This window comes from Bacillus sp. FJAT-18017 (assembly GCF_001278805.1).
Classification (GTDB): domain Bacteria; phylum Bacillota; class Bacilli; order Bacillales; family Cytobacillaceae; genus Bacillus_D.
The window spans coordinates 2,263,384-2,280,793 of record NZ_CP012602.1 but is presented as its reverse complement, the minus strand read 5'-3'; the positions used below and the strand labels follow the sequence as shown (position 1 = coordinate 2,280,793).

General features: G+C 44.4%; 12 protein-coding genes. 3 read left to right on the top strand and 9 right to left on the bottom strand.

Going from position 1 to position 17,410, the window contains the following annotated elements; all coding sequences use genetic code 11:
* Window positions 1-48: 48 nt before the first annotated feature.
* The 5 genes from AM500_RS10520 to AM500_RS10500 form a co-directional block, all read right to left on the bottom strand.
* Window positions 49-918, bottom strand: coding sequence for a 5'-3' exonuclease (locus AM500_RS10520; RefSeq protein ID WP_442854008.1), 870 nt, complete (start codon window positions 916-918; stop codon window positions 49-51).
* Window positions 919-1,367: 449 nt separating this feature from the next.
* Window positions 1,368-5,006 carry a dynamin family protein gene (locus AM500_RS10515; RefSeq protein ID WP_053599164.1) on the bottom strand — a complete coding sequence of 1,213 codons (3,639 nt, stop codon included), beginning with the start codon at window positions 5,004-5,006 and terminating at the stop codon, window positions 1,368-1,370.
* A gap of 304 nt (window positions 5,007-5,310) precedes the next feature.
* Window positions 5,311-5,883 (bottom strand): isoprenylcysteine carboxyl methyltransferase family protein, encoded by a 573-nt coding sequence (locus AM500_RS10510; RefSeq protein ID WP_269432584.1) that lies wholly within the window; start codon window positions 5,881-5,883, stop codon window positions 5,311-5,313.
* Window positions 5,880-6,962 carry a type III polyketide synthase gene (locus AM500_RS10505; RefSeq protein WP_053599163.1) on the bottom strand — a complete coding sequence of 361 codons (1,083 nt, stop codon included), beginning with the start codon at window positions 6,960-6,962 and terminating at the stop codon, window positions 5,880-5,882. The genes AM500_RS10510 and AM500_RS10505 overlap by 4 nt, the downstream gene beginning before the upstream one ends.
* Before the next feature lie 1,025 nt (window positions 6,963-7,987).
* Window positions 7,988-8,761 (bottom strand): SDR family NAD(P)-dependent oxidoreductase, encoded by a 774-nt coding sequence (locus AM500_RS10500; RefSeq protein ID WP_053599162.1) that lies wholly within the window; start codon window positions 8,759-8,761, stop codon window positions 7,988-7,990.
* A 575-nt stretch (window positions 8,762-9,336) separates the two neighbouring features.
* Between AM500_RS10500 and AM500_RS10495 the strand changes: the two genes are divergently transcribed.
* From AM500_RS10495 to AM500_RS10485, 3 genes are read left to right on the top strand one after another with little or no spacing between them, the layout of a single operon-like run.
* Complete coding sequence (locus AM500_RS10495; RefSeq protein WP_053599161.1) at window positions 9,337-9,498, top strand: cytochrome c oxidase subunit 2A; 162 nt, start codon at window positions 9,337-9,339, stop codon at window positions 9,496-9,498.
* 21 nt (window positions 9,499-9,519) lie between these two features.
* The gene (locus AM500_RS10490) at window positions 9,520-9,996 is read left to right on the top strand and encodes a cupredoxin domain-containing protein (protein ID WP_053599160.1); all 477 of its coding nucleotides are present in this window, start codon (window positions 9,520-9,522) and stop codon (window positions 9,994-9,996) included.
* Window positions 9,996-11,651 carry a b(o/a)3-type cytochrome-c oxidase subunit 1 gene (locus AM500_RS10485; protein WP_053599159.1) on the top strand — a complete coding sequence of 552 codons (1,656 nt, stop codon included), beginning with the start codon at window positions 9,996-9,998 and terminating at the stop codon, window positions 11,649-11,651. Before AM500_RS10490 ends, AM500_RS10485 begins: the two co-directional genes overlap by 1 nt.
* A gap of 34 nt (window positions 11,652-11,685) precedes the next feature.
* Here the strand turns inward: AM500_RS10485 and AM500_RS10480 are convergent, their stop codons facing one another.
* From AM500_RS10480 to AM500_RS10465, 4 genes are all read right to left on the bottom strand, one after another.
* Window positions 11,686-12,594, bottom strand: a complete 909-nt coding sequence (locus AM500_RS10480) for a DMT family transporter (RefSeq protein ID WP_053599158.1) — start codon at window positions 12,592-12,594, stop codon at window positions 11,686-11,688.
* A 9-nt stretch (window positions 12,595-12,603) separates the two neighbouring features.
* Complete coding sequence (locus AM500_RS10475; RefSeq protein WP_053601691.1) at window positions 12,604-14,133, bottom strand: carboxypeptidase M32; 1,530 nt, start codon at window positions 14,131-14,133, stop codon at window positions 12,604-12,606.
* Between the two features lie 522 nt (window positions 14,134-14,655).
* Window positions 14,656-14,889 carry a DUF2249 domain-containing protein gene (locus AM500_RS10470; protein ID WP_053599157.1) on the bottom strand — a complete coding sequence of 78 codons (234 nt, stop codon included), beginning with the start codon at window positions 14,887-14,889 and terminating at the stop codon, window positions 14,656-14,658.
* A gap of 105 nt (window positions 14,890-14,994) precedes the next feature.
* Window positions 14,995-17,364, bottom strand: a complete 2,370-nt coding sequence (locus tag AM500_RS10465; protein ID WP_053599156.1) for a nitric-oxide reductase large subunit — start codon at window positions 17,362-17,364, stop codon at window positions 14,995-14,997.
* Window positions 17,365-17,410 lie beyond the last annotated feature (46 nt).

The window sequence follows — 17,410 nt, the reverse complement described above, 5'->3', positions numbered from 1 at the left end:
TACAAAAAAAGCCGTCCCAGTATTTAAGGACGGCCTCACAAAACACTATTAATACACCGGTTCCGGATCAAATGGAATCATTTTGGAAACACCGCGAATTCCGGTTTCAGTTAACATGGATTCAACCTTTTGCCTGTCTGGTTTAAACAGAGCTGAGTCGATATCGCAAAGGACAGGGACATTGCAATCAATTTCGGCAAGCCTTCTTGAGAGATGAAGCATCTCAAGGTCCTGCTCAATTTTCGATTTGTGTGACTTTGAAAGCTTCTCAAGGTTTTCAAGAATGCCTTCTATGTGGCCATGCTCAAGCAATAGCTTCAAAGCTGTCTTTTCACCTATTCCCTTAACTCCTGGATAATTGTCACTCGGATCACCCATCAGCGCCTTCAAGTCAATCATCTGGCGAGGAATAAGCCCGCATTCATCATAAAATGTTTGAGGAGTATGGACAAGGTAATTTCCGAAGCCCTTTTTGAGTAAAATAACAGAAACTTGTTCATCGAGTAACTGCAAGATATCACGGTCACCTGTCAAAATCGAAACGGGCATAGTTCCGCTAAGCTGCCGGGCAATTGTACCAATACAGTCGTCCGCTTCGTACCCAACCAGACCGATATTCGGGATATCGAAAGCCTCGACAACTTCTTTAGCAAGGTCAAACTGAGGAATTAGTTCAACAGGCGCTTCTCCTCTATTTGCCTTATAGCCATCAAACAGCTCAGATCGGAAGGTTTTGGATCCCATGTCCCAGCAAACAGCCAAATGAGTGGGACTGAACTCCGAGACAGCCATCAGCATATGCTTCAGGAAGCCCTGTACCCCGTTAGTAGGCATTCCTTTTGAATTGATCATAAACTGGCCCGTAACCGATGTGGCATAAAACGCCCTAAATAAGAGGGCCATGCCATCAACGAGCATCAACGATTCTTGTTTTTGCAAAAAATAACCCCCATTTATCATTCTTATTTTAAAAGATCCTTTATAAAACCTTGGCAACTTTAACTGAATATAATATTAAAGCCAGCTTGCTCGCACTGTTCTCAGGGACATAATGCTTGCTGGCCAATTCAAAAATGTCCTCCAACCTGTTCTTCAAGTACAAATTGACTTGAAATCAACCTGAAAATGTCCTTGAAAGTGCTTTTCAATGACAAATTGAATTGCGGCGAACCCCAAAATGTCCTCAAAACCGTTCTTCATGTACAAATCGAATTGCATCATACACCAAAATGTCTACCAAGCACTAAGGCCTTCAATTTGAACCATTTCCTATGAAAAATAAAAAGGCGCAACCAGCGCGCCTTTATCTTATAAAATCATAGTTTCATTATACCATAGACAGCGTCATTATGGGGTTTAATTGACAATTAAGAAGCAATTTCCTCAAGCTGCCTTAATACAGCTTCAAGTTTCTCTGCATCAAAGCTGCCTCCATACACTTCAAGGAGCCCGTTTATATAATCTTCGGCCTGTTCTGAAGCTTCTTCAATCATTGTAGCAAACCAGTCCGAAACAAGTTTGGCACAGTATTCATTTAGCCTTGCGGATTCTGCTTCGAGATAGGCATCAGCTTCAACGGACAACAACGTATTCAATTCGTCCTGCATGATTTGTTTGCCATTTTTCTCAAAGAAATCCTTAGGATTTTTGAATAGTGCCAATTGGCGGTTGAAACGGCTAGTCTCAACCGAAACAAATCCCCGCGGAAACTCAATACCAGCCGGTTCCCGCAGGTTCACGGTCCCAAAGGTCAAACCCTCGCATAATCCCCCCGCATCCTCTTCCAGGCCAGCCATAAAGTCGAGAATCGCTTTCACAGTGAACTTTTCAATCCTCAGCCCGGTCGCCCGCATTTCCTGGGCAAGGTCGTGCCCAAGGCTTTCAAGCAGTTCCTCTAATGCCGCCTTTAACGCATGTTTTATATTTCGATTGGCATTGATGGCAGATGGATTGAATGATTCCTTGAAAAAGTCGCCGAAACGCAAGAACACCCTCTGCTTTACGTAATGAACGAGTTCCTCCGCCTCCTGGGTGACTCTTTGCTCGAGTCCGGCGGGTGATTGCTTTGCTAGCAAGCCGGAAAGGTCTTGCTTGATTTTGTGGAGTTCTTTAATTTTTTCTTCTGTCATGGTTTTATCCAGTTTTGCGGATTGGACAAGTTTCGAAACCATTCCCTTGATCCGCTGGAACTCTTTTTCAGCTGAAGCTGCCGCCATGCCGGAAAGCCCTTCTGAAATAAATCGATAGAAGTCTTCCTCAAACTGCGGCAAACCAGATTCGGCTGTATCCAAACTTCCCAGCTTCTCTTTCAAGCCAAGCAGACTGGAGACAGGATTTAGGTGGGGATTGCGGATTCCGTATGCTTCAAGCTGACCTTTGACATAGGAAAGGACATGCTGTTTTTCTTCCTCATCCTTAGCCAGGTCAATGGCATTGACGATGAAGAACATTTTATCAAGCTCGAATACTTCCTTAACCCGGCCGAGCTGAATAAGAAATTCACGGTCAGCCCGGGAAAAAGCGTGGTTGTAATAGGTAACAAACAATATCGCATCTGCGTTTTTTATATAATCAAAGGCGACTCCTGTATGCCTGGCATTGATTGAGTCGGCCCCAGGGGTATCAACAAGAGTAATTCCTTTTCGGGTGAGCTCGCAATCAAAATGGAGGTCAATCCACTCGACAAAGCAAGACTTCTCTTCACGTGCAACATAATCCTTGAACTCCTCGTACCCTGTAGTAAGCCGGTTTCCCAGCTTATCAGCTGCTTCAGCAAAGCCGGTGTTGAAGGCGTTCAGGAATGCGAGATTCGCTTTCTCGGCAGCATCTCCGTTGAAAGGCACGCTTTGCAACTGACTTATTCGTTCAGCTGCTTCCTCCAGGCTATCAGCTCTGAACTCATATGATTTCAACGCACGGTTTACATCGTCGAGGAGACTGGCGCTTTCCTTCATCTGAATGACCACTTTACCATGTGCATTCTCTGCTGTGACAGGCTTAATCCGACAAATCGCTGCCGTTGTTGGGTTCGGTGAAACCGGAAGGACTGTCTCACCGATAAGCGCGTTCGCAAATGAGGATTTGCCGGCGCTGAATGCACCGAATAAGGCAACGGTGTAAGCCCTGTTTTCCAGGCGTGATGCCCTGTCTCCAAGCTCTTTCGCAAGGTGTGCAAACCCCGGAAGCGACACAACGAGCCCAGCGCCTTTTTTTAGTTTCATTGCAACATTCTCAGCGTTGACTGTCCTTTTATTAGGTTTTTCCTCATTACGTTCAGCAGCAGGTGCTATATCGTCGTTATCTTTAGCTTCTGATTCCAAAGGCACCTCACCGCGAATAATCCGGACATCTTCGTCTTCTCTTTCAAAAACCTCTACCTTCAGGTCCTCAGCCGGGCGGTTGTTCAGAAGCTCTGTTAAATCTGATTTGGATTTCCGAATCGTTTCATCAAGAGAGTCGAGCTTGTGCTTCGCTTCTAGTATTACAGAAAGCCTCGCCACCTCCGCTTCAAGGATTGAAGTTTCCTTTTTCACCTGTTTATCCAGGAACTCACCTAAATCCTTCTTGAATGTATGAACAGCATTCCTGGCTGCTCTCTTGATCTCGGACGAAACCCCGTCCGTATAATTCAATAAATAATCGCCGGTAACAAGGGCGCCGCTCTTTAGCGGCTTTTCAATTAAATCCTCCGTTATCCCTATCGAAAAATTCCTAGCCAGCGAATGAAGATGCTCATCGCGGATTTCATTTTCCTTTAGAATGTTTTGAAGCAGTTCTCGGATATGCCATTCAACCTGCTCCTTCGCCCTGCCGTTAACATCATTGAAAAAAGCTTCGCGCCGCGCCGTCTTTTCCGCATTTGTTTTTCCTGTTGAGAAAAGTAAGCCTACTTTGAATCCTGGCTGGGTTGATTCCAAAAATAAACGTGCCAGCTCCCTCGTTTCAAAAGGCATCAAATATGCATTTTCCAAAATTTTGTTCATGTGTTGATCCAGGTCTCTCAGAGTCAGTTCCGTTTTAGCAGAACTTGCTTCAAGCTGGCCTTTCACTTTAGATACTTGCTGCTCAAGGCTGTCGATATCTGTAACTGGCGAGAGAATCTCCGCAAGCCTCGTACGCTCTTCCTCCTGGTTTTCAGATAGCTTGTTGAGATATTGGCTGACAAGCTTTTCAATTGAAGCGCGCGTTGATTTCTCAAATACCTGCTCATCCAGCTGAAGTTTTTCGTGCGCTAGCAGCTCTAATTGTGGATATTCGTTTCCAGTGTGCAGCGAGTCCCTTAGCGACGTATAAAAGATTCCTGCCGGGCGGACACCCCACGATTGGAACGATGACAGGACACTATTTTTAAAAGCTTCAAAACTCAATTCTTCATCGCGGTGCTTATCGATCTGATTGACGACCAGATAAACTTCTTTCCCTGCTTCGGTAAGCTCTTTTGTAAAAAGAAAATTCACTTCCGACTGAACATGATTGTAATCCATGACATAGAAAATCAAGTCAGCTAGGTGAAGAGCCGACTCGGTCGCAATCCGGTGGGCATCGTCTGCGGAATCAATCCCTGGTGTGTCAAGAATGGCGCCATTAGCTGGAAGCGTGATTGTCGAGCTGCTTATTTCAATCTGGTCAATTTCATCGCCATCCATTGCATGGCTTTTTACGACACCATAGTCATAAGGAGCCATGTACATCCAGGGCATGCCCGTTTTAAAATAAACCTTCGCATAGTCAGCGCCGGATTTTATTTTGACCAGGTTTGCGCTTGTTGGTATCGGGCTTGATGGCAAAATATCTGCTCCAGCAAGCTTGTTGATCATCGAAGATTTTCCTGCGGAGAAATGCCCGCAAAATGCAATAACATTTTCCTTAGCTTCATATTTTGTTGCAAGCTGTCTTATCTTTTGTGCACTTTCGGTATCGCCGTGTTCTTTCAAATAGAGGTATAGACGGGCTAAAACCCCTTTTATCGCCGGTAGCGAATCCTGTTGATATTTCGTCTGAACCATAAATTGTTTCCCCTTATATAAGAATAATAATTTCCCCTACGGCTATTTTATACGAAAATTCACTATATTCCCATTGAAAAACGCAAAAAGCCAGGGGAACCTCCCCTGGCTTTACTTAAAAGATAGAATTACTTTACTGTTGGCCTAGCGACATGACCTAATACATATTTCATTACTGCGGCGTAAATGACAACCGTTCCTCCAACGAAAACAACAGCCATATGTAACACCTTCCTGAGTGAGAATGATTTTCATCGTTAAGGAAAGTGTATCACGAATGATAAACGTTTTCAATAAGCCGCAGTCAATTGTCAAACTTCTTTAACATTTGAGGAATAAATCTACTCTGCCTTCCCTTCTCCCGCTCATACTCGGTCAGCTTCTTCAATGCTGCTTCCTCGGCTGGAATCCTGACTGACATCATCATAAAATTCAGAGCCATAAACAAAATTGCTGTATAATACGCCTGAAAAATGAGTGGCAGAGTCAGCAGCTCCACCGCAACAATCAGATAATTAGGGTGGCGGATAAACCGATACGGCCCTTTTTGGACAACCTCAGCCCCGGGAAGGACAATGATCTTTGTATTCCAGTACTTCCCCAATGATGCAAGCGCCCAAATCCTCCCTGCCTGCGCCAGCAGAAACAACAATAAGAATAACGGCCAAAGAGGTGAGAGCCCCCGCTTAAAAATAAGGACTTCGGCTATCAGCGAAACAAAAAAAGCAATATGCATCAATACCATCCAAGGATAGTGACCATTGCCGAATTCAATTGCTCCTTTTTCCTTCATCCACTTTTCATTCCTGCGTGCAATAGTGAGCTCCAGAAGACGCTGGACGATGACGACTGACATAATCGCAATAAACAGTATCATTCCTTCCACCTCACCAAAAGAAGCTCAGAACTGAAGCCCGGCCCAAGGGCGGCAGCAAGGCCAAGTTCCCCCGCACTTGGCTGCAGTTCCATATGCCTGCGTAAAACATAAAGGATGGTAGCAGACGACATATTTCCATAATGCCGGAGCACATCGGCTGAAATGCTGGTCATCGACGGTTCAAGGCCTAAAGAAGCAACATATGCATCGAGGACTTTTTTTCCGCCAGGGTGCGCGATAAAGTGACGGAGGTCTCCCAGGCTCACTCCCTGCTCGTCCAAAAACGCTGTAACATTCGGCTTTAGCCATCCTTCAATGATCGTCGGAATGTCACGGGAAAAAATTACATAAAGCCCTTCGTTTTTAATATCCCAGCCCATCACATCCAGAGAATCAGGCATAAGTGTCGAGTGCGTTCCAATTATTTCAGGGACACTTCCATTGTGTAAACTAGTTACTTCATCTCCACAAATAAGTGCACAGCTGACCCCGTCGGCAAATAGGGATGTCCCGATCAGGTTGCTCTTGGAGCGATCATTTTTTTGAAAGGTCAAGCTGCAGAGCTCAACACTTAGGACAAGAACCTTAGATTTTGGAAAGGCAAGGCAATACTCATACGCCCTTGACAAACCCGCGGCACCGCCAGCGCATCCAAGTCCCCAAATCGGTATTCTCTTCGTATGGGGCGAAAACGGCAATTTGTTCATGATTCTCGCATCAATACTCGGCGTTGCAAGCCCGGTAGTAGTTACGAAGAAAATTGCTTCGATTTCACTATAATCCACAGCACGCCTAAGAAATGTGGAGTTGTCGAGACAGCGTGCAATTGCCTCGCTGCCTAATTGCACTGCTGATTCAATGAAGGCGTCATTCCGCTCCGCGAAGCCGCGATCCTGTTTGAACCATTCTATATCTTTAGCAAATCTTCTGCTTTCGATTTGCCCATTCTGAAAAGCTTTCAATAGGCGCTCAATGTCCTTGTAGGTATCAGAGAACATTTCTCTGGCAAACTCAACGGCTCTCTCTTGTTCCACTTTGAAAGGAGGCAAGGCCTCGGCTACTGATAAGACTGCTGGCATATATCATTCTCCTTAAAGGGCGGTATTGGTATTTTTGGCTAATAGGAAAGTATATATGTATACTTTCCTAACGCATAAGAAAAACTATGCCATTCCAGGAAAGACTGGGTGAATGCCAGTTTTCCTAACCTGAAGTCCCACCTTTATTCAGGGTGGGTATAGACCCATTCCCTTTTTTGGCAAAAATTATACCCAATCACCTTAAGGCAATTGTTTAAGCCTGAGAATAGAAGTGCATGTGGCTTTGGAATTTGCGGAGAATGCCCCTCTCCCTACAAAGTGAACGGGTTTGGCTTTTATGTGTAAAATGAAATTACCACTGAACAAGCATTTGGTAAATAAATTTAACAAAAAAATGATTGGAGTATATTGTCTCCAATCATCTATATACCAATCTTTTGAAGGCAATTGCCTTTAAATCCACAAGCTATTTTTTCGTTGCCTTTTTATATAACCAAGGAATCCCATAAAAGATAATAATTCCTGACATAAATGATAGGAACGTGAATTGACTTATAACATTGGTTAGGAAAAGCACCACTAAAGCAACTATCACAAATATTCTCCAATATAGAATAAAGTTTTTCAAAAGACTCTCCCCTTATATTTTGCATTGAAAAGCTGTTTATAAAGATTCCTGTAAGATTTCAACCGATTTATAGTAGTAATTCAAGATTCTTATTGAATATTCCTTTACCATTTCTTCTATTTAAGGTTTTTTTACTGATACATCTTATATCAAAAAAGCAGTGGGATTCAGTTTAGAATCCCGCTGGGAATCGCATACTAATTAAGTTTTTATTCAAAGACCGACCTGTTTATGCTTCCAAAGCCTACCTTTTTAAGCAAAATGAAGACATCCGGGCAAAAGAACTATCCAAAATGGCGATATCTACTATTCTTGAACAATAAAAAATGCTTCCCCGAAATGAGGAAGCAAACGTTTTGAAGGTTTGTTGCTGTGCAATTTAAGTATAAACCGTATTGGTGTATAGTTCATTATTAAAACTTTTCCAAAAAGCTGCCTAAAATCCCTGGATTGTCATCCCGCCATCAACAAACAACGTCTGCCCATGTACATAGCTTCCTGCGTCCGAAGCAAGAAAAATAGCAGGGCCTGCCAGTTCAGGCAGTTCACCTACCCGCTTCAGAGGAGTAACATCAAGGATATCTTTCACATAATCCTGATCAGCAAGCAGTTTTTCAGTTAAAGGCGTCTTAAAGTACCAAGGTCCAATCGCGTTCACATTGATGTTGTACTGTCCCCATTCTAGCGCCAGCACTTTTGTCATTTGGATGATTGCAGCCTTGGAGGCTGCATAAACAACGCCAGTTCTTAATGCAACATGGCCGCCTACTGATGTTATCGAGATAATCCTGCCGCCTGTACCCTGCTCTTTCATTACGCGTCCTGTCTCCTGCGCGAACATAAAGGCTGATTTCAAATTAGTGTTCATGATAGTTTCCCATTCACCATCTGTCACATCCAGAGCCTTTGAGCGGATGTTCATCCCTGCGTTGTTAATGAGGATATCCACCCCGCCCCATTCTTCCTTCACCGTGCGGATTGCCTGTACAGCAAACTCCCTTTTCGTCACATCCCCCGGGATAATTAACGCTCTTCTTCCTTGCTTATGTATAAGTTCTGCTGTTTCTTCCAGGTCAGATGCGGTCCTGGATAGGATAGCCACGTCGGCTCCAGCTTCAGCAAGCGCCGATGAGAGTGCCCTTCCTATCCCTCTGCCTGCCCCCGTAACAATCGCCCGTTTGCCGTCCAGGCGAAATGATGGTAAAAACATAGTTAATCATCCTTCCTCCATCCCTATTTCCTACTCTTTAATTATAAGAAACTAATATAGAAAAAGCACCGTTTTAAGTCGGTGCCCCTAAGTATTCTTCTTATGTTTCTGGACCTCAATCCAGATTTTATTCGCAGCCTGTTCTCCGCATGTTTTGCAAGTTGTGGGTGAACTGTAGAGCAGACGGCATTTTTCACAATAATATTTTTCCATGATCCTTCCCCCCGCTTTCACTCTTCAAAAATGGTATTATTACATCTTATTTTTTTCTGTTTCCGGTGTGCATGAAAAAGAGTTTAAAACCGGATTTTATCCTTCCACCTGTTAGAAATGTCACTCAAAACCATCAAAGTTCACATAGTCGTAAACAGACGTTCAATTTTTAGACACAATTCACTTTCCACAAATTGTGATTTAAATCACTGATTTAATAAGTTTTCACTATTAACATAGGTAAAACATAGTTATGAACACTTTGTGAACTTTAGAAAACCATATTTTACTTTTTTGAGAAATTTGTATGATGAAGAAGAACTTATTGATTTTTTTAACTATTTAGAAGGGAGTGCGAGGGGATGGCAAAGATAGAATCAGCAAAAACCGCCCATAAGGTAAAACACAAAACCGCTGGCACGGATCAGCCATTGAAAGGGACATTGGTTTCTGTATTTTTATTGGGTTTGTTTATCATCGTTTCGTGGTTAGGCGTTTACTTCTTATTCCTGGATCGCTTTTAAGAAAGAAAGGGGGATTTTCTCATGCATATCCATAAATCAGAAAAACTATGGCTCATATTCGGTATTTCAATTCTGGCCATCTTCCTGACGACCGTCGGGGTAAGCGCTTTCCATATGGGACACCAGCCTCCAAGCGCTATAAAGACTATCAACGTTGAAGAAGTCAGGACAATAGCTCCGTTCGACCAGCCTGGCCTTAATAAGGTCGAAGGCAAGGATTGGGACTATGAACTTGTCTATGTCGCTTCCGCTTTTTCCTATAATCCTACGAAAATAGAAGTACCGTTTGGAGCAAAAGTAAAAGTTATCGCAACGACAACGGATGTTATCCATGGCTTTGAGGTTGCCGGATCAAACATCAACATGATGCTCGAGCCTGGCTATATCAGCGAATTCGTTACGACATTCGACAAGCTGGGGGAATTCCTGATTGTCTGCAATGAATATTGCGGGTCCGGACACCATTTAATGCACTCGACAATTGAGGTGATTGAATAATGCAGGAAACTACCATTCAAACAAAAGTTGACCCTCGCGATGCAAAGCTTTCCATGGCCCATTTTTATGTAGCTTTCATTGCGCTCGCACTTGGCGGCCTGATGGGTCTTCTGCAAGTGCTAGTCCGCTCAGGTGAATTCAAGCTGCCCTGGGGAATTGACTACTACCAAGTTTTGACCGTCCACGGTGTATTGCTTGGCCTAGTTTTGACAACATTCTTCATCATGGGCTTCCAAACGGCAGCAGTGAGCCGGACAGCCGGGACATTTACTGATAAAGCCCGCTTGACTGGCTGGATCGGATTTTGGACAATGACTGCCGGTACACTTATGGCAGCTGTTATGATTTTATTAAATAAAGCGACTGTCCTGTTTACCTTCTATGCACCGCTAATGGCACACCCAATCTTCTATGCCGGCCTGACGTTTGTTGTAGTCGGCAGCTGGATTTGCGGTGCTTCCAATATTATGGGGTATATCAGATGGAAACGGAATAATCCTGGAAAAACCGGTCCTCTATTAACTTTTATGGTTGTGGTCAATACCGTCCTTTGGATTGTTGCAACTATTGGTGTGGCCGCAACGGTACTGTTCCAGCTTCTTCCATGGTCACTTGGGATTGTTGACACTGTGGACGTGCTGATTAGCCGGACGCTGTTCTGGTATTTCGGCCATCCGCTCGTTTACTTCTGGCTCCTTCCTGCCTATATGGCGTGGTATGTGATTATCCCGAAGATTATTGGCGGAAAAATCTTTTCTGATTCGCTTGCAAGATTATCGTTCCTGCTATTCCTGATATTCTCGATCCCGGTCGGATTCCATCACCAGCTCACTGAGCCAGGGATTGACCCAACCTGGAAGTTTATTCAGGTCATTTTAACATTCATGGTTATTGTTCCGTCACTTATGACTGCCTTCTCAATGTTCGCAACCTTTGAAAAAACAGGCCGCGCTAAAGGCGGGACCGGCTTGTTTGGCTGGTTCAAGACGCTTCCTTGGGGAGATGCAAGGTTCACGGTTCCATTCATCGGCATGGCTGCTTTTATACCGGCAGGTGCAGGAGGAATCATCAATGCTTCCCACCAAATGAACCAGGTTGTCCACAATACAATTTGGGTAACTGGTCACTTCCACCTGACTTTGGCTACAACCGTTATCCTTACATTCTTCGGGATTTCGTACTGGCTGATCCCGCATTTGACAGGCAGGAAGCTGACAAAATCAATGAACAAGCTTGCGATTATCCAAGCCTGGGTGTGGGTTGTCGGTATGACCTTCATGTCCGGCGCTATGCATGCAGCAGGGCTTCTGGGAGCACCGCGCCGATCTTCGTTCTCTGAATATGGCAGTTCTGCCCAGGCTGCTGAATGGATTCCTTACCAGGTTGCACAGGCAATCGGCGGCTCTATTCTGTTCATTGGCATTATTCTCGTCTTGATTATCTTTGTTAATTTGGCTTTCTTCGCACCAAAGGGTGAAGAGGAATTCCCGGTTGCAGAAGCAAGCGACCCAACAGAAAAAGCCCCTGCGCTTTTCGAAAACTGGAAGGTTTGGCTTGGCATCACTGCCGTCCTGATTTTGTTTGCTTATACGATTCCGCTTATGGATATTATCCAGCAAGCGCCTGAAGGTTCCAAAGGCTGGGTCACATGGTAAACGTACTTTGAAACTCAACGGGCTCCGTCGTTAATTACGACTGGAGCCCTTTTTTATGTGTTCTTATCCCGCCTTCTAAATTTGCAACCGATACAGATAACAGAATGAAAAGTGCGCCGGCAAGTTGGATAGGACTTATGTTTTCACCGAACATAAAAATTCCGATTAAGGTTGCGACCATCGGCTCAACTGTTGCAATAATGGAAGCCAGCGAGCTGTCGGTTTTTTCGAGCCCTTTTGTATAGAGGAAATAGGCAAGCACGGTCGGGAAAAGAGCCAGGCCTATTTCATATAAAAGCGTCTCCCCTTCAAGCAGCAGCGGTGCCTTCTTCCATATTTGCGTATATGGGACAAGAAAGAGCGAAGCAGCCAGGAAGGTGTAAAACGTAACAGTAAAGGTCGTATACTTTTTCAGGGCAATTTTCCCAAAAATACTATATAAGGCATAACCGAACCCAGCGCCAATGCCAATCAACAAGCCCCATAGCCCAATCTCGGTACTGTTCCCGTTAATGCCAGATACAAGGACAACACCAAGGAACGTCCCTGCCAGAGCCAGCGTTTTCATACGGGTGAACCTTTCTCGAAAGACGAAAAACGAAAGGATCGAAACAAAAATCGGCGAGGTATATAAAAGGATAACAGCCATTGAAACGTCCATATTATTTAATGACGTAAAATAGCACCAATTAAAGAAAACGATGCTGAAAATTCCTGTCCCAACGAACATCCAGCTATCCTTTACCCGAATAGCCAGCTCATTCCGGTAGTTGAGCAAGCCAATAAACGCAAGCAAGATTGTTGCAAGTACCACCCGGACTGTTACAATTTCCATTGAACTTAAACCGAGTCCGGCAAGGCCCCTTACAAAAATTGCGATTGTCCCCCATAACGCGGCGCCAAGGGCAATTAGCACCAAAGGGAGTTTATTTTTAAAAGTCATCCCGGACACCTATTCGCCCAGTGCGTATAGCTTACCGTATTTTTCATGGAGATAATCAATCAAGTATTGTGGATTCAGCCCTTCCCCCGTTACATCCTGAAGGATTTCGAGTGGCTGCTTCATTTTCCCATATTGATGGACATTCTTGGTTAGCCACTCCTTAATCGGCAGGAGATTTCCCTCCTCAAGCATGGTGTCAAAGTTCGGCATTTCGGACTTCAGCTTGTTCATGAATTGAGCGGCATACATATAACCAAGTGCATAGGATGGGAAATAACCGAACGAGCCTCCCGCCCAATGGACATCCTGCAGGACTCCTTCTGCATCGCTTTCAGGACGGATACCGAGGTACTCCTCATACTTCCTGTTCCAAACTTCTGGCAGGTCAGCTGGCTGGATTTCATCGTTGAACAAAGCCTTTTCAATTTCATAGCGGATAATGATATGCAAAGGATATGTCAGTTCATCCGCTTCAATGCGAATCAGCGAAGGCTTTGATTCGTTGATTGCTTTGTAGAAGCTTTCCACACTAACATCATCGAATTGCCCCTCAGCGAACTGTTTCAACAAGCTATAATTATTTTTCCAAAAGCCCTGGCTTCGGCCGACAAAGTTTTCATAAAATAGTGACTGAGACTCATGGATCCCCATTGAGGTTCCATCGCAAAGCGGGGTGCCAATCAAGTCCTTCGAAATATTTTGTTCATAAAGGGCATGGCCTCCCTCGTGAATAGTTCCGAACACCGCCACCCTGAAATCATGTTCATGGTAATTAGTTGTAACCCTTACATCGCCTGGATTTAAACCGGTTGCGAACGGATGAACCGTTTCGTCCAGCCTGCCGGAATCGAAGTTGTATCCAATTTGCCTAAGTGCTTCGAGGCTAAAGCCTTTCTGAGCTTCCTTCGGGAAATACTTGAAAAGAAATTCTGTTTCTGGTTTATTCGATTGGGAGATTTTTTGGACTAGTGGCACGATCTTGTCGCGCAGCCTGGCAAAAACATCGTCCAGTACTTCCACGGTAACTCCAGGTTCATATTGGTCAAGCAACGTATTGTATCTATTTCCTTCATACCCCCAATAAGTGATGAACCGTTTTGTAGTATCAATCAGCTTTTCAAGATATGGCAGGAACAATGCAAAATCGGAAGTTTCCTTCGCCTTTTCCCATACCGATTCCGCTTTGGATTGGAGAACCACAAACTCACGATATTCATCGGCAGGAATCTTTTTGTTGAGGTCATATTGTTTTTTGCATTCTTTTAATGACGCAGCGGTAATTTCACTAACCTCACCGCCTGTAAGCCTTTTTATGTATTCAGCCATCTGCTCGGATACGGACATATTGAACACTTCTGAAGACAACATCCCTATCACTTCAGCGCGTTGATCATGGCCGTCTCTAGGCGCACCGGTTCGCAAATCCCAGTAAATTAATCCTAACGCCTCTTTGTATGCTGCCATTTTCTTTATGTAGTCCAGAAATTCTGTTTCTAATTTTGTTTGATCCAACTCACTTCTCCCCTTTCTTGTGCCCATTTTATCACATTTTTCAGAAAGTAAGTACATAGCGCTGAGCGGGCCTTTTTGCACATGGGTTTGAGAGCCAGCCGAAAGAGATAAGGCAAGTACGGGTACATTTTACTTACTAGGTAGCATCGAAATGTACTCGAAACTCCATTTCAAGGACATTTCACCTGCCGGGCGACATCACATTGTACTCGAAACCCTATTTCGAAGACATTTCACCTTCAGAACGACATCGAATTGTACTCGAAACCTTATATCAAGGACAATTTACCTGCACAGCCGCATCAAATTGTACTAGAGCACCTTTTCATAATCTCTCTATAGCTTTCTCACGCATTTTTTGCTGATAGTTATCTGATCCTGAAGGGTCAGCTCCCTTTAAAGTGAACTTATCCCTAAGATGGCACAAAGAAAACCCGAATGTCCATCGAAAGAAGTAGCGCAGCACCAGCTTATGAAGCTGGATTACTACCAAATTAATCTTAAAAAAATATAAAACCCCGAGTCCACAAAACTCGGGGCTTCAATCTATTATTTCCTCAGAATCGAGACCTTCCAGGTTTCCGGTCCTTCCTCAAGGTATTGCCATTCAAAGATTTCAGGACGCTCCATCATGAATTGATAAAGCAGCGGACGTGGATCGTGATCGTTGACGATTTGCATTTTTTCACCCTTGTTCAGGCTGTCAAACGTGCGAAAAATAGTTGGGTGCTTTTCACGAGGCGGGAAATCAGGAACATTTACAACTGCAGCAAAAGTTTGCATTATTATCACTCCTGTAATGTTGTTATTTCTTCTTGATTATAACTGCCGTGTAGAATGGCTGCTGTGCGCTGTATCACATAGGCTTAAAAACTGCTAATTCTGCTTTTATTCCTCATCGTCGTCTTCGGCAAGATCCGGAACTGGCAGCAGTTCGCCCTCCGAATGGGTTACCTTACGAAGATTGAACAAACCTTTCAAACTGAATAGCAGCAGGATGACGACTCCAATAAGGAAAACCGTGTCTGGCACCGAGCGCCACGTCAACATTGTTTGGACAAAGTCGGTTTTTAGAAAATCGGACGATCTTGATGCCGCGTAACCATTGAAGTAAGCTTCTTTAATTTGGGCGAAACCGACCGGCAGGAGTGAAACAAAAACCATACCTGCAAGTCCGACGTTAAGAGCAATGCAGCTAATTTTAACCCATTTGTCATTCCAGGCTTCAGGCTTAACGATGTTCCTCATCGAGAATACAAGTACGGCACAGGCAAACATACCGTAAACACCCATCATCGCGGCGTGGCCATGGGCCGGTGTCAGGAATTGTCCATGTTCAAGGAAGCTGACGGCAGGCAGGTTGATCAAGAAGCCAAGAACCCCTGCACCGACCAGGTTCCAAATAGCGACGGAAATCAGGAACCAGAACGTGCCTTTATAAGGGAAGTCGACACCGCCGTCACGCATCATCTTATATTGCTCATACGCTTCAAGAATCAAGAGAGTGAGCGGGATAACCTCAAGTGCAGAGAATACCGCGCCGAGTGCAATCCAGATTTCAGCCGAGCCATTGTAATAGTAGTGGTGCCCGATACCGATAACACCGCTGCCCAGCAATAAAATCAGCTGGAAGTAAAGTGCTTTTACGGTTGAGCTTTTTGTAACAAGCCTCATTTGAACCATCAAGAAGCCAATGACAACAACAGCGAAAACTTCAAAAATTCCTTCTACCCAAAGGTGGATAATCCACCAGCGCCAGTAATCGGCAAACGTAAAGCTAGTATCCGGGTTAATAAAGAATGCGAAAATATAGAACAACGGTACAGCGATTGCTGAATAGAACAGAAGATGGATCAGCCCTCCTTTGTCTGTTTCACGCTTCAGGCCGCTCTTAATGCCCCTGTAGACGATAAACAGCCAAATGAGCATGCCAGCAACCAGGATAACCTGCCATAACCTTCCGAGTTCAAGGTACTCCCATCCTTGATGGCCGAGGAGGAACCAGTTGTTGCCCAGGTATCCGTTTGCCCCAAGCCACTGGCCGATCATGCTGCCTCCAACAAGGACCACAAGCGCCCAGAAAAGGATGTCAACGAGCAATCCTTGTTTCTTAGGCTCATGTCCGCCAACAAGCGGTGCGAGATAAATTCCCATTCCGAGCCAGGCAGTAGCAATCCAGAAAATAGCCAGCTGCAGATGGAAGCCCTTTGTTATGTTAAATGGAAGGATTTCTGCAATCCATTTGTTTCCGAAGAAACTATCAGGCTCGATGTAGTAGTGGGCCAATAGCGCACCAAACATCGCCTGGACAAAGAATAACGTCATAACAATAACAAAATACTTACCAGTCTTAACTTGAGAAGCTGTGACAGGAATCTTTCTCAGGTCAATCCTAGGGAAGTTACCATCCTTATAAGCTTCCTGCATTCCAAGGTGATAACGATAGAAAACAAATAGAATGAGGCCGACAAACAAAATCAAGACTGTTACGCTGACACCGCTCCACCAAATCGCTCCGAAAGACATGACGTTTCCCGCGTCTTCATAATACGGCCAGTTATTTGTATAGGTAATTTCGTCTCCCTTTCGAACTGTGCTCGACAGCCATGCAGTCCAGAAGTAGAAGTCACTGATTTGCTTAATCTGATCCCCTTTTGCTACATATGAGCGCTCTCCGTCAGGCATATGCTTCTCCTGAATTAAGCCTGCTTTAAGCCCCCAGCCATCTCCGTCAGTGAAGACTTTTCCATAATACTGCTGGACTCTTTCATATCCCAGTGCCTGGGCTGGAGTTAATCTAAGAGAGTCCTTTTCAGGGTCATATCGGTTTTCCCTCATCTCAACAATTACGTTGTCGCGGATAACAGATTGCTGGTCGGTATCAAGTGACTTGAAATCCTTCCCAAACTTTTTCTCCGCCTTGTAATCCTGCATTCCTTCTGTATATACCCTCAAGGCTTCCGCAGTGTAATCAGGTCCCATATAAGAACCGTGGCCAAGGACCGTCCCGTAATCCATCAAGCCGTATTTTTGGAAAACTGCCTGGCCGCCCATGATCGTTTCCTTTGTAAAAAGTACTTCACCTTCGCTATTGGTAACCTTCATCGGCCTGGGAGCCTGCTCCTTAAAAATCCAATAGCCCCCGGTAAGTAAAATTGTAAAGCTGAACAAAATCGTAATGATTAAAATCGATTTTAAAAGTGCATTTTTGTTCGTTTTCACGATTTTGGGGACTTTCGTTTCTCTTTGTAGTTCCATTTCCTAAACTTCCTTTCTTTTTGGTTTACAAATGGAATTCTACATG